The sequence below is a fragment of the Fusibacter sp. A1 genome (assembly GCF_004125825.1).
GTDB lineage: Bacteria > Bacillota > Clostridia > Peptostreptococcales > Acidaminobacteraceae > QQWI01.
Map to the genome: position 1 here is coordinate 113,234 of NZ_QQWI01000005.1, position 14,240 is coordinate 127,473.

Genomic DNA, 14,240 nt, shown 5'->3' on the forward strand with positions numbered 1-14,240 from the left:
ACCTTAAATCTGATATAAATACATAGAAATTGCATGGTTAATATGAGAGACTGGGTTCATGGTTTTATCATTTCGACCTATTATGAAAATCAGCAGTCAAAAACGAAAACAATGAATTGATAGTTTGACACTTGAAGGAGAAAGAAAATGACAAAAAAAACAATGGTCGGTGTCGCATGTTTACTGACTGCGGCGATCTTGATGATCGCTCATTTCGCATTTGGTATCAGTTATGATTTAGAATCAAGTGCATTTACGATTAATTTACGAAGTCATTCGTTTTCTATTCCTGATCCTTTGACTAAAGAGGATGTACTCTATCTAGAAAAAACTTTTCAAATGAGGTATTTGGACTACGAAACGATTTTAGAGAAGGATCCGACCTTTAAATCGTTTTCACAGATTGCGACTGATTTTGAAAGTCTTGATCCCTATGAGCGTGTACTCGCACTAAAAAAGAACTTCAGTAAAATTAACGATTTTCATACTTCTTTTAGCTACTATTTAAGCGGACGACAACTCCCGATTATCTTCGATATTATCGGTGAGGAGCTGGTGGTTGTAAACGCACATAAGGAATATGAAGCGCTTATAGGAAGGATTATTTACGAAATTGACGGAAGAGAGGCTCTCGCGTTCGTTGAAGAGGTTAAGTCATATAGTTCTGGTGACAACGAAAGAGGAAAGCTGTTGAGTGCGATTGATAGCATGCATAACGAGTCTATCTATATGCTGCTGAATGGCGGCTATGACAATCGTTTGAAGATGCTGATTGGGGAGGAGACGATTGAGTTCAGTTGGAGGAATTCTTCAACAAATCTAACCAAGTTCGTTAACAGTCCCAGCCACCCTCTTGCCTTTGGTTCTGTTCTACATTTTCAACGTGCATATGTTGACAATCTGGAACCTTTTACCTACACTTATGACAAAAATAGAAAATTACTACTACTTCATATCAATTATCTGTTGGGATATGAACCGCAGGTCGCCTACACATTAAGAGATGAGATTGATGCCTTTTTACTCGAGAACGAGGTTGAAACAGTCGTTTTCGACTTTAGAAGAAACCTGGGCGGAGCTACAACGGAAATAAGCAATGTGTTTATTAAACTGCTTAAGAACGATCAATATAAAAAATATAGCTTTGTGTCAAGACTCAGCTATTCTGCTGGAACTGTGACACCCGGTTATTTAAGGAGCCACTTCTCTGTGCCGATCATCGGAGAAAAAACAGGCTATTCTCCGAATACGTCTGGTGTTTCCCTAGCTATGATTGAAACTACGCAGTTTAAATCTTTGCAGGATAAGGGTGCGCACCTTTGGATGAGTAGTTCGTATGGTGATTATGATAAACGTTTAGCTGAACCCTATTTGACCTATGACCATGAAATTTCACCTGTGCTTGAAGACTTTACTGGTGAGAAGGACAGTTGGTTGGATGTGCTGGATGAGCTGATGGACAATTAAAGAATATTCTACAGTCACTGAGAAGAGGTACTACTGATCATGGTGGTACCGCTTTTTATTTGATATTATGATTGGTAGAATGATAGTGGTAACCATGGAAGCACCTTGACTGATAAAACTTAAAAATGAAAGGAAACACAACATGAAAACTGCAGGCGTTATGCACCCCCGCAAGAATTAAGCGATAAACTTATTTCTTGCCCACTTGTACTGGTTAATTTCACTACAAGGCTTACCAGATCTGAGTAAGCCCAAGTTTGGGGGTATAAAAATGAAACTTATGTATCGATCAGATGCATTATCAAAACGTATTCACGCGATTGCCATTCCGATGTTGTTCAACTACATCGCACATGTTCTTTATTCCATAAGTGACCAGGCCATTATTGGCAGAACCAGCCTTGCCGAATATGCGGCGGTTAGCGTGATCGCAAACCTGTTATATGCCATCACTGGAACCTTAGGGATTATTTCTGTTGTGCTTACTATTTTAGGTGCCAGAAAAATCGGGCAAGGGAATGATGAAAGCTACGAGAGGTTGTTCAATTCGATATTGACCGTAGTCGCAGCACTTGGTGTGATCTTCGAAGTGCTATGCATCATAGGCGGTAGAGTGATTTTAAAACTGCTGTTTGGCATGCATGGACCTATGCTTGATTATGGCTACTTGTACCTTGTAATTGCAGGTCTTGGACTGGGAATCAACCTTGCCATTTTCGTGTTTTCGTCCTACTTCAAGAGCATTGAAAAAACGAAAGTCTTATTCTATGGAACGTTGCTTTCATGTGGTATCAACCTGCTGATCGACTATTTGCTGGTTTTCGGAAAGCTGGGGCTGCCTAGATTAGGTGTGATGGGAGCTGCCATAGGTACTGTCGTGGGGCTGCTTGTCAATCTTTTCATCTTTGGATATGCCTTTGGTAAGTATTCAAGCTTTAAGCTTAGGGTGAGTGTCCACCCTGTGGAACTCAAAGAAATAATTCAAAGTTTTCTACCTCTTTTGGGGCAGGATTTTGCCGAATCAGCAGGCTTCTCGGTGATTGTCATGATGATGATTGCTCGATTAGGTGAAGTAGCCATCGCATCTTACGGTGTCTTGATCGTTCTCTTGCAGGTGCTTACACTTCCCGTATATGCCTATTCGACAGCTCTAATCAGCATCGCGTCGAATGCCATAGGCGCACAGGATTATGATCTGGTTGGAATACTGGCAAAAAAAGTACTGAAAAACCTGTTCCTTGTCTTGCTCCCTGTCGCCAGTCTGGTTTATCTTTTCAGAAATCATATAGGAAAGCTCATTACAGACAGTGGTGTTGTGGTAAACACGGTAGCTCAAGTAGTGGCGGTTGTGATTATCGTACAATTTTTAAATGCGGGTAATCAAATCTACCGGAGCCTGCTGAATGCAGTACAGGATGAAAAATGGCTTATGAATTTTTCTTTTGCTATGAGCATATTCACGCTGCTGTCAATTTATATAGCCTGTATTGCGCTTCGTTTTGGACTGATCGGACTATACGTCGCACTGGGTCTGTCTTATGCGATAAGCCATGTTTGGTGTAGAAGCAGGTATAGAAAAATCGAAAAAAGTTATGGTGAAACTTCTCAAAACACGATTCAATTGAACTCGGTTTAAGGACCAAATAGATCGCGCCAATTTTTAATTAGCGCCCAGGCCGTAGACAAAGTCCAATTTCTGCGTCAATTCAAAAACCCTGCACGCTTACGTATGTCTGTATACGCTGCGCCCGCAGGGTTTTCTTTTTCCTTGAACTTGAACTTTCTCTACAGCCTGCCATCCTGAAGACTTTGTCTTCAGTCTGAGCGTCAATTTTTAATTGGCGCTTTTTTAATTTCTTGACTTATCAAGACTGTACATTGACACCAACACAAAGGAAAAATCAAATTAAATCATATAGTCCCACAGTTAGCCACGCTTCATTGCTATACTAGAGATAAGAAGAAAAGGAGAATACAATGACAGTTCAGGAATATTTTAAACTTAATGAAAACCAAGCTTCTATCTATAAGTACGCACCTGTTTATAAGCACTACCTGAATGATCAGGATGTGATCATAAAAAGGACTAAAAAGCAAAAGGAAAGACTGGAGCCTCTGGTGAAGTGGCAAGAACACTTAGTTGAAAACGGCATTGCCACCCTAACACCTGTTCCTTACAATCATCAGCTGCATCACGCCATTGATAGCGACAATTGGGTGGTTTATCCCTATATTCAGGGTTCCGCTTATTCTGGCGAGAGGGGTCAAATTGAAAAGGCAGGCGAGCTTTTAGGCCGCTTGCACAAATTAGGAGAAGAAGGGTACTTCACCCACGGCTTCAATTGGCACCGCTATGATGATGAATTCTATGCGGATGTGGAAGGGGATATTAAAGGCATCCTCTCTAACTACTCTGACCTAACTGACCATAAGAACTTCAACGCCTTATTCAAAGCCATCAATGGCTTAAACCATAGCAAAAGTGCGAGCCTTCAATCACTTGATTTACCGATGGTTGATGGGCACTGGGACTATAAGGCGAGCAATCTGATTTTTAAAAGTGATGGCATTACACTAATCGACACGGATAATGCAGGTCGTATTCCCAGACTATTCGACCTTGCACTGGCCTTATTGCTCTTTCATACCGAATCAAGTGGCGCTCCCAACCGTGTGTTCACCACTGATGAGTGGCAGGTGTTCTATCATGGATATGCGAGACACGTGTCGTTAACTGAAAAAGAAAAGAACAATTGGCAAGACTTCTTGCTCTTTGTTTACATGGACGAAGTGCTTTGGGCAGTATCTGACCTTGAAGAGGACGAGCCGCAAAGGCAAAAGGACTTTATGAAGTCGCTATTGCTATTTGACTATCAGGCGTATAGCTTATAAATAATCATTCAAGCGGTGATGATATGGTCTTAATAAGCAATGATGATTCAGTGGGGATCTTATGACTAAAAATGAAATTTATAAAACATTATTAGAACAACTCAGCTACGACATGAACTGTTCACAAGATGAGTTGTTGAAAAGTGGCGTTACTCTGGTTGAAGCCGGCAATCATGACAAACGTAGAAAGTTCACGCAAGACCCAATCGTGTTTGGCATGTTAACGCTGGGAGAAGGGGCTGTCATGTCTGCCCGACCTGAACTATTAGCTGATTTAAACCAGTACAAAGCCTTCGAATACCCGCTTAGGTTATTTGAACACTTTAAAATGACTGAGATAGATCAACTCCTTAAAAAGAATGGCTTTAGTATGACGGGCCTATCAGAGTTTTACTTACCTGACCCAAAAAATCTACCGACCTTCACAATCAGTGATGACTATAGAATTGACTGGTATGAAGGGGATCACGTTGCAGAACTCTTTAAACACGAGGGCTTTCATAACGCCTTATCCTATTATATAAAAGGCCTTAGACCCGATGTGATCGCCGTTACTGCGAGCTTAAATAATCAGATTATCGGTATGGCCGGTGCCAGCGCTGACAGTGAGATGATGTGGCAAGTGGGGATTGATGTTTTAAAGGAACACAGGGGCATGGGTATAGGCACATTCTTAGTCAGTGAAATTACCAAACGAATCTTGCTCCTTGACAAGGTGCCTTATTACGGTACTTGGAATGCCAATATCGGTTCAAGAAAGATTGCTCTCAAGTGCGGTTATATGCCTGCTTGGACTGAAGTGTATTAGTAATTGAGTAATCATATAGAATGCTCAGCTAAACGACTGATGGTTTGTTTATTCAATAAAACGGTTATAAAGGTACTTTAATAAATTTAGTGTGAAATCAAAAAATCCATCTCACTTGTGGCGAATTAACATTTTAAAAACAATACGTTAGTTAACCCCCTCTAGTTCCTTATAATGGATTAGAGGGGGTTATGTAGGGATGTACGTACGTTTGCTTTTAACCTCTTTATTCATCTTATCAGTTTAAGAGGTTTGTAAGCCGTTTGAAGTAGCTTTTATATGCGGAACTTAATGAGCATAAATGTTTTATGATCACTTTAATGAGAATTGAGTTGCACATTAAAGTTTTCTAGATTGAATCACGCTCTCAATGGTCTCAATAGTCTTTTCACGAATTCCTACTGAACGAGCAAAGTTTTGAAAGTTCATAACGACACTGCGAACTTCTTCAATGATCTTTTTACACTTTGGTGCTCTTAAATCCATTTTTAAGCCGCACGTCACCAGGTCCTCCATGGTGAAGTCAGAAAGTTTACCATTGATGGTCATCTGGTGGGCTTTGAGCCAACGGTTACCAGGACTATAAGCGAAAGTAATGTCATAAGCAGGGGATAGGGACCATGACCCCTTTCGATCCATCAAGAAGGAAAAGTTCTTCACATGGTCATCCTGGTTAATTGCAATCACATTAAAGACCATTCTTCTGAAAAACTGTTCGATATCACTACTTGCGAGTCCTAGTTGTCTACCAATTAGAGCAGCACGTTCATAACTATGGAGGCCAGGAATATTGTAATCGGTATGTGTCAGAGCGCCTAGAGACTGCATATGCACCTTGGTACCATCTAAACGGTCGAAACGCCTAGTCATAAAGTGGTTCATATGTCCCTCGGAAAGTAACTGGCATTCACTCATAATGATCCCAGCTTCTAAGGCCATTTTGTAATAGGAGAACTCGATCAGAGTGTATTCAGGGACATCTTCTAGATTGTGGTCACCGTTTTTAGAAACCCCATCCAATTTGACCAACCAGTACTCAAACCCCTTGCTCAGGTCCACTTGACCTGACCTGATTTCCTTGGTGGTGGGGTTGTATGCAATAATAGCTTTAGCCCTTGCACCTCCAGCTGAGGTACCAAGCTTTAGAAGCTGTTTATAAGTGATATCGCTTTCTGAAGACAGGAAAATGCATTCTTTCTCCCTTAATATAGCTGAGGCGAAGTTAGACATTTTACTCATGTCAACGGGTTCGTCTATGTCTTTGTATTCGCTATGGTCTGGTTCGTACTCAAGGGCTCCCATACCTCTTTTGCCTGTATAGCACAACCTTTCGACTACATTGAAGGAGTCTGGCAGGCGACCTTGCTCATCGAGCCACTTGTCGATAACGGCGTTACCAAATTTATCGGGTAGAGAGTCTGCGATTAATCCAGGCACTCCGTTGAAGGAGGTTTTAATCAACTCAGGGAACTCATAAACCCTTTTGGAGAGTGGCATCATAATTGGAGAAACCTCTATTCCACTAGTGATAATTTCATCAGAATATTCAAAAGAGAGATAACCTGTTGTTGTATCAAGATGAAAAACACCAATTAGAGTACCCCATAGTTTCACTATTCCAGTTGTTGTCATGATTCATCTCCCCATTTGAAGGTGGTTTTGGCTTCTTTGTTTCTTCTTCCAACACGACTTCTATGGACTCTGATAGACTTGTTGTTCAAGTGGTAAGAAGGCCTTTTGGTCGGATCAGGCACAAGCATGTCTAGGTTTTGGTCAAGTCCAAGTGCCATAAGCACTTTTATGAGGGTGGTTAACTGTACATCCTCACCGTTTTCCATGTTTGTGATACTTCTTCTTGAAATTCCTGCCTTGTCAGCGAGTTCTTGCTGAGATAGAGGATAATCAATTCTAAATGCTTTGAGTCGTTTGCCTACCTCAGAAAGGGCAGCTGATGAAGATAAATACTTGCTCATGAAATCACCTCTCTGCTTCTATCTTCTTATGATCTAATTATACCGCTTCAGTTAATAATGTGCAATGTATTGCTCGTTAATAATATATATCGTCATAAAGAGCAATATAATGCTCATTAAAATGCGTTGGATTTTATGTTTCATCTGTTCTAAAAGCGGTTGAGACAGATAATAATTAAACATAGTAAACTGCATTTAAGAGAAACAGTACGTTCATAGGCAAAAACATTCATTGTTTCTGAAAGCTTTGCTCATAGGAACATTTAGAATAGATCCTTTTATGATTTGGTGCCTAAAAGAGTAAAGCTAGTAGTATCTGGCACCGAGGTGCTCTGAAAGTCTGGTTGCTAGATGATACGTCAAATGGGTATGATAAGAACAATAGGCTCACATGTCCCTTAGTCAACACTGTAAATGCGCAAGAAAACCTACTGATGAAAGTGGTCAGCAGGACAGGCACAAGTCATCCGATCTTCAAGTTCGCAGGACAGATAGGCATCATAGAAGACGCGAACGGTCTTCACTACATGAGAGCAAGGTACTACAACACGGACATCCTGCGCTTTATCAGCAGGGATACCTATGAGGGCATGCTCAGCAAGCCGCTTAGTCTGAACAACTATTCCTATGGGTATAATAATCCGTTTAGATATGTGGACCCTAGCGGTAACACTGCATGGATATTGAAATTAGGTCAATATTCGATAAAGTGTATAGCTGCACTACTGGGTGTATCAACACTAACTGTAACAGGCATCCTAGTAGGCGGATATAGAGCCTATAGAGCTGGAATATATCTAACAGATGGAGTTGCTGATAATGGTAAACCTTCAAATGTTCCAGCAGTAGGTAGAGGTAAATCAAGAAATTCTGGGAATGGCGGACCTCCGTCAGGACCTGATAACTTTATTACGACTATAGATATAGTTGATGCTGCTCATTCTAGAAGAAATGATTTCTTGACTCAGGAAGTTAATCAAATTTTTAACTGGACAGGTGATGATTTTGATGACATTGCAAGAAATGCTTCACCATATGACTTAATCACATCCCTTGAAAATTCAGGATGGCATAAGGTTATTGAAGATGGTGGAAGTAAAAGTGGTCCAGCTACAATTTTGACTGACCCAGTAACTGGTACAATAGTCAGAGTTCATGCAACTCCTGGTGAGGGAGCGCCGTATTTCAGAGTTCAGAATTCTGGTGGTGGTTACTTAGATTCAACAGGCGCCTTCCCAAGCGATGCAACTAGGCAAGAGTTGAGAGACTTGACACATTTCTACTTTGGAAATTAAGGAGTCATAAAAATGTTTAAGAATAATTTATTAAAAATTCTTAGTGAATATGATTTCACTGATAGTATAATAGTTGAAATTTCGACATCTAAATTATTGACAGAGTTAGTACTTGAAATTGATTATTACTGGGACTTACAAGAAGGAAAAAATGAAGCAAGAATGCTATTACTTAAGTTTGAAAACTGCAAGCGTATCGAATCTAGAATTCCAGTAGTAGCAATTGAATCATTGAAAAGCAGAGAAAATGTGGACAGCTATTTTACAATTGTGAAAACTTTGCAAGAGGAAGAAAGCACACTTTCGATATTCAATGGAATTGGTAATGACCCATTCTTAAGAATTGAATTTGGTAGTGTGGAACTATCTGAACAATAACTATACTACGAAGAAAAAATTGCATCGTAATTTTAGTGAAGCCCATGGTTTTGATAATCCAAGCCAGACCATGGGCTTTTAGGTTGTGTAGATATATCAAACTGTATAATCATTGTACACTCTTTGGTTTCACATCTGCTTGTATTTACTACTGCGTATTAAATTATACTTACATATCGCCGTCCAAAAGATCACTACTTGCCCAACTCAGCCTCGCGCGCAGTTGCTTCACCGTCCCTCTCATTTTTCCTGCATCTTTCCACCATCTTTCGAGAAATCGGTAGGGAAGGCGAGTGACCGACCGGATGAAATTCTTTTACTAGTATTATTTAATACGCAGTAGTATGTGGTATTTAAATATTGTAGTACTTCTGGAAAAGAAGGTTAATAAGTCTCGTTAACTACAAATAATAACGATAAATCGGAATTAAAGTATTCATTTCTACTGTTGTATTCACAGTTCCTTATTCAGTTGAATCCATTCCTCTTTTAAAATTACGTAGCTGAGAGAGTCATAATACTCACCTTCCACGATTCTCGCTTTTCCATTTGCTTACTTGAAGCTCTAATTCATCTTCACATAGTTTTTTGTAATACGGACCGTTATATTTATGAAATTCACGTGAAGGATGGTTCCATTGGAGGAAAAGGTATAGTAAAACTTTCCTAAAAACCATTCAAAAGACATGGTATGATTATGTTACGGTTTTAGACGATTAAATGATGGAGATAGGAGTAAATCGGTGGATGAGCTATTTAAAAAGGCACTGCTTGAGAACGATTTAGCACTTTTAATGCAGGTAGATAAGTCGGACCTGCATAACCATAGCACCAGAGGTGGAAACAAACGGTACATTGAACAGTGGACGGGTGCAAGTATTGAGGCGTGTCCTAAAATGAAGAGCCTGGATGAGATGAACGTATGGTATCAGAAAAACATAAAAATCCTATTCTCAGGTAGAATCGGTTATGAGAAACGTATCGATGCTGCGTTTATTCAGGCAGAACAAGACGGAGTCAAGGAACTGCATATGAGCGTGGGTATTGGTGAAGAAGCCATGTATGGCGGTTCGGTTTCCGACTTGGTTGAGAATATGAAAAGAGCTCACCTTCAATATGCTCCGAAAATAAATTTTGCGCCAGAAATCGCTTGGAGCACCTATGATGATTACGATCTATCAAATGAGAAATTGGATGAGTTTTTAGCGACAGGTTACTTCAAATCTTTTGATATGTACGGATGCGAGGAAGAGGTACCGACTTACAAGGAACTTTTCAGAAAGGTAAAAAGAAGCGGGCTTATTTTAAAAGCGCATGTTGGTGAATTTGGTAGTGCCGAGCTTGTGCAAAGAGCGGTGGAGGAACTGGAGCTCGACCAGGTACAGCACGGGATTGCTGTGGCAAATTCCCCAAAAGTGATGAACTGGCTTAGAGACCATAGGATTCAACTGAACGTTTGTCCTACGAGTAATGTACTGCTCTCAAGAGTCGCTGGTTATGAAACGCATCCGATTAAAAAACTATACGAACATGGAGTCAGAGTGACCATCAATTCGGATGATATGCTCATCTTTGACCAAAGTGTTTCTCAGGAGTATCTGAATCTTTACCGATCGGGAAACCTGGATGTGGAAGCGTTGAACCTTATTCGTAAATACGGATTGGGTTACTGATTCAAAAAAGTAAAACGGCTCGCATCTCCAAAGAGATACGAGCCCGCTGTGCAAGCGTTATGTTTCTAGATGAGTATAACACAGAACGGTTCGAAGGGATAGTCTTTAGCATAAGTATTATTTTGATGTATTGAAATAGGGGGGAGCATATGAGTAATTACCGGTTAAGTTCTAGAGGAATCGTCATACATGATGAACATATTCTATTAAATGAGTTTGATCATGGCGCTTATTACAACATACCTGGCGGCGGCGTTGAAGCTGAGGAAACATTACGTGACGCATGTGTTAGGGAACTGCTTGAAGAGAGCGGCTATACTGTTATCACCAAAGAGCTCTTGTATATGTTTGAGTATAATCCCGTCCGTGACGAGTTTTTATATGGATCACGCGGTGGTATTGGTTATGTATTCAGATGTGAGCTCGTTGATCCCACCAAAAGAGTGGAGCCTTCTGTAATAGATGGAGGTCCTGTAGGTTCAACTATTGTTTCTACAGGTGCTAAATGGATTCCACTGGACAAGTTAGGCAGTATTAACCTTGTACCACCGATCGCGCAGAAGATCATAAGCGATTACGAGAAGCAGGTTAGAATCACCCAGTTTTTAGAAGATATCCATTGATTGAGTCAAGCGGTGGCATGATTGGTGAGTGGATAGGAGTTGTTTTAAAAGGGCGTCGTTGTTGGGCGTTCTTTTTTTGTGGGAAAGCAACACGATAAAATAGGGTTGCTTAGCAAACGTTTTCATGATAACATACAAGTATACAACTGATATATCACAAAGGAGGACTTGCTGTGTTTGAGATTAGATGGCATGGCCGTGGGGGCCAAGGTAGTTTTACTGGAGCTAAGCTTTTGGGTGAGGCTGCGGCGATTTTTGACAAGCGTTATGCTCAGGCTTTTCCTTCGTTCGGTCCAGAGCGAAGAGGTGCACCTGTACTAGGATTCAATCGAATTTCGGATGTTCCTGTTACAGACAGAAGTGAACTCAAAGCATGTGATGTGATTGTGTTTTTGGATGACACTTTATGGTCGGAAGCGTATTTGTCGGATTTGAAAGAGGATGCTGTTGTTCTGATGAACACGACTTCTAGTGTGAATGATCCTAGAATCAAAACAATCGATGCGACAGGTATGGCGATCGATATTATTAAAAGACCGATTGGGAATACTGCGATGTTGGGTTTTTTAGCGGCATTGAAACCTGAGATTGTTTCTTATAAGGCATGCGAGGATGCGGTGGCTTCTTCTTTAAAGCCTTCGCTCGCTCAGATGAACATTGAACTGCTGAAAGCTGCTTTTGACTACGGAAAGGAGTACAAATAATGAAAAATTTTAAGATGTCTCCTAAACCTGTGTTAAAGAGTCTGAATGACTATCCGATGGGCTCGAGTATGCCGAGTTTTCACATTACTGAAGGGAATGCCGGTTGGAGGGTATACAGACCTGTGATCAACCATGAAAAATGTGTGAGCTGCTACCGCTGCTACTATGTTTGTCCGGATGGGGCTATCCATAAGGAAGAAGACAATTCCTTTCATGTCGATTACGATTTCTGCAAAGGTTGCGGAGTTTGCGCACATGAATGCAAGTTAAAAGCGATCGATATGGTAAAGGAGGCTTAACATGAACGATAAATTCTTAAATGGTAACGAAGCTGTCGCCTATGGCGTACTGCTTGCAAAGCCGCATGTGGTTGCTGCGTATCCTATTACGCCTCAAACCAAGGCGGTTGAAAAAATATCTCAGTTCGTGCAGGACGGCGATCTTGACTGCGAATACATGCATGTGGAATCTGAACACAGTGCGATGGCTTGTTCTATCGGCGCAAGTTCTGTAGGTGCCAGAACATTCACTGCGACTTCGTCACAAGGACTTTTGTACATGCTTGAGTGTCTTCCTTATGCTTCGGGTGCCAGACTTCCGATTGTCATGATGAACGCCAACCGTGCGATCGCGACTCCTTGGAACATTTATGGTGACCAGATGGACATCATGTACGCCCTCAACAGCGGTTGGGTGCAACTATTTGTAGAAGACGCGCAGGAAGCGCTTGATGTTACGCTTCAGGCATTTAAACTTGCGGAACATAAAGACGTGCTTGCGCCTGTTGTTGTCAACCTGGACGGTTTTGTATTGACGCATACCTACGAAAAGGTAAGCATACCTGCATCGTCAGAGGTGGATGCTTTCTTGCCGCCTATTGCTAAATACGACCATATCATGAGCGATGAGCATCCGATGAGCATGTGTATTTCTGCAGGAAACCATCAGAACCAAGGTTTCAAGCAGCTTCAACACGAAGCCCTTTTCAATGCCGAGGGTGTGTTTGAAACGATCGAGCGTGAGTTTTCGACTCAGTTCGGCAGAGCTTACGGCGGTGCTGTTGACAGTTACCGTATGGACGACGCTGAAATTGCGATGCTGACTACGGGTAGTGTCACAGGTACTGCAAGAGTGGTAGTAGACGAGCTAAGAAGAGAAGGAATCAAGGCGGGACTTATCAAACTTAGAATGGTAAGACCCTTCCCGACGAAGAGACTTTTGGAAGTCGTCGCTGATTTGAAGGGCTTGGTCGTGTTCGATAAGAACGTGAGTTTCGGTTATGAAGGCACCATCTTCACTAATGTGAACTCCGCGCTTATGCAGTCTGGCAAGATGCTTAAGGTTGAAAATGTCATCGGCGGTCTCGGCGGACGCGATATACCTCATCACGAGATTAAAAGCGCGTATATGAACCTGATTGATAAAAAGAACAGCAAGCAAGTAAGATTTTCTGATGAGGAGGTAACGGCATGAGTCAAAAGCTGAATGTAAGAAACATAACGGAAAACGAGTATTTTTACGGACATAAGGCTTGCGGCGGTTGCGGTGAATCCTTAGCGCTAAGACTTGCGCTTAAGGTACTGGGCGATGAAGCCTATTTATCACTACCAGCGGGTTGTATGGCTGCGGTGTCGTTCATCTACCCGAACATGGCATTCAAGAACAACGCGATCATCACTCCTTTTGCCTCTACTGCGGCTGTGACTACGGGTGTTGAAGCAGGCCTTAGGGCCCTTGGCAAGAAAAAGCCGCTCGCGGTTGGTTTCGCGGGAGACGGTGGAACGGCCGATATCGGTATCCAGGCCCTTTCAGGCGCTATCGACCGTGGTGAGAAATTCATCTATATCTGTACCGACAATGAAGCCTATATGAACACGGGTATTCAAAAGAGCGGACTTACTCCTTTTGGAGCTGCTACAACGACGACTCCCGCAGGTAGGGAGATTAGAGGGAACATCAACTTCAAGAAGAACATGTTCGAAATTGTAGCCGCACACGGTATTACCTATGCCGCCACAGCGTCTATCGGATACCTGGACGACATGATCAATAAGATCCAAAAGGCCAAAGACGCTGACGGTCCTTCGTATATCCACATCTATGCGCCTTGTCCTACGGGTTGGGGTTGCGGGTCTGAGATCTCTGTAGACCTTGGTAAACAGGTTGTCGACAATGGACTTTGGTATCTTGCGGAGTATGAGAACGGAGAGTTCAAGGTCAACAGGAATCCGGATACTTTTGAACCTGTAGCACCTTATTTAAAGCGTCAAGGAAGATTCAAGCACTTGGAAGAATCGGATATCACCATGATTGAATCGATCAGAGATCAGAAGTGGGAATATATCAGAAATAACTGGGTGTAAGAAAAGGCTTGGTTTCAGCGTTTTAATCCTGTATAATGTTGCTTGATATATTATTTTATTTACA

The 14,240-nt window shown here is 41.6% G+C and carries 14 protein-coding genes; 12 read left to right on the forward strand and 2 right to left on the reverse strand.

The genetic code is table 11. The annotated features are described in order from the left end of the window. Positions 1-147 precede the first annotated feature (147 nt). The 4 genes from DWB64_RS08095 to DWB64_RS08110 all read left to right on the forward strand — a co-directional run bounded on the left by DWB64_RS08095 (position 148) and on the right by DWB64_RS08110 (position 5,167). Entirely contained in the window at positions 148-1,467 is a 1,320-nt protein-coding gene (locus DWB64_RS08095) for a hypothetical protein (protein WP_129487716.1), read from the forward strand. A 271-nt stretch (positions 1,468-1,738) separates the two neighbouring features. Continuing rightward, positions 1,739-3,103 carry an MATE family efflux transporter gene (locus tag DWB64_RS08100; RefSeq protein ID WP_129487717.1) on the forward strand — a complete coding sequence of 455 codons (1,365 nt, stop codon included), beginning with the start codon at positions 1,739-1,741 and terminating at the stop codon, positions 3,101-3,103. A 341-nt stretch (positions 3,104-3,444) separates the two neighbouring features. Beyond that, positions 3,445-4,359, forward strand: a complete 915-nt coding sequence (locus tag DWB64_RS08105) for a phosphotransferase (RefSeq protein WP_129487718.1) — start codon at positions 3,445-3,447, stop codon at positions 4,357-4,359. A 61-nt stretch (positions 4,360-4,420) separates the two neighbouring features. Further along, positions 4,421-5,167 carry a GNAT family N-acetyltransferase gene (locus tag DWB64_RS08110; RefSeq protein WP_129487719.1) on the forward strand — a complete coding sequence of 249 codons (747 nt, stop codon included), beginning with the start codon at positions 4,421-4,423 and terminating at the stop codon, positions 5,165-5,167. 339 nt (positions 5,168-5,506) lie between these two features. Here the strand turns inward: DWB64_RS08110 and DWB64_RS08115 are convergent, their stop codons facing one another. Beyond that, a complete protein-coding gene (locus DWB64_RS08115) occupies positions 5,507-6,799 on the reverse strand; it encodes a type II toxin-antitoxin system HipA family toxin (RefSeq protein ID WP_129487720.1) in 1,293 nt (430 codons plus the stop codon). Next, on the reverse strand, positions 6,796-7,140 hold the full coding sequence (locus DWB64_RS08120) for a helix-turn-helix domain-containing protein (protein WP_129487721.1): 345 nt from the start codon (positions 7,138-7,140) through the stop codon (positions 6,796-6,798). Before DWB64_RS08120 ends, DWB64_RS08115 begins: the two co-directional genes overlap by 4 nt. 434 nt (positions 7,141-7,574) lie before the next feature. On the opposite strand from DWB64_RS08120, the gene DWB64_RS08125 reads away from it, so the two are divergent. The 8 genes from DWB64_RS08125 to DWB64_RS08160 all read left to right on the forward strand — a co-directional run bounded on the left by DWB64_RS08125 (position 7,575) and on the right by DWB64_RS08160 (position 14,176). Continuing rightward, positions 7,575-8,435 (forward strand): RHS repeat-associated core domain-containing protein, encoded by an 861-nt coding sequence (locus DWB64_RS08125; RefSeq protein WP_129487722.1) that lies wholly within the window; start codon positions 7,575-7,577, stop codon positions 8,433-8,435. A gap of 12 nt (positions 8,436-8,447) precedes the next feature. After that, entirely contained in the window at positions 8,448-8,813 is a 366-nt protein-coding gene (locus DWB64_RS08130) for a hypothetical protein (RefSeq protein ID WP_129487723.1), read from the forward strand. A gap of 743 nt (positions 8,814-9,556) precedes the next feature. Next, positions 9,557-10,486, forward strand: coding sequence for an adenosine deaminase (locus DWB64_RS08135; RefSeq protein WP_129487724.1), 930 nt, complete (start codon positions 9,557-9,559; stop codon positions 10,484-10,486). 149 nt (positions 10,487-10,635) lie between these two features. After that, on the forward strand, positions 10,636-11,109 hold the full coding sequence (locus DWB64_RS08140) for an NUDIX domain-containing protein (protein ID WP_129487725.1): 474 nt from the start codon (positions 10,636-10,638) through the stop codon (positions 11,107-11,109). A 173-nt stretch (positions 11,110-11,282) separates the two neighbouring features. After that, positions 11,283-11,813: a 2-oxoacid:acceptor oxidoreductase family protein gene (locus tag DWB64_RS08145; RefSeq protein WP_129487726.1), complete on the forward strand. Its 531-nt coding sequence runs from the start codon at positions 11,283-11,285 to the stop codon at positions 11,811-11,813. After that, complete coding sequence (locus DWB64_RS08150; protein WP_129487727.1) at positions 11,813-12,112, forward strand: 4Fe-4S binding protein; 300 nt, start codon at positions 11,813-11,815, stop codon at positions 12,110-12,112. Before DWB64_RS08145 ends, DWB64_RS08150 begins: the two co-directional genes overlap by 1 nt. A gap of 1 nt (position 12,113) precedes the next feature. Next, positions 12,114-13,286 carry a transketolase C-terminal domain-containing protein gene (locus DWB64_RS08155; protein WP_129487728.1) on the forward strand — a complete coding sequence of 391 codons (1,173 nt, stop codon included), beginning with the start codon at positions 12,114-12,116 and terminating at the stop codon, positions 13,284-13,286. After that, a complete protein-coding gene (locus DWB64_RS08160) occupies positions 13,283-14,176 on the forward strand; it encodes a thiamine pyrophosphate-dependent enzyme (protein ID WP_129487729.1) in 894 nt (297 codons plus the stop codon). Before DWB64_RS08155 ends, DWB64_RS08160 begins: the two co-directional genes overlap by 4 nt. Positions 14,177-14,240 lie beyond the last annotated feature (64 nt).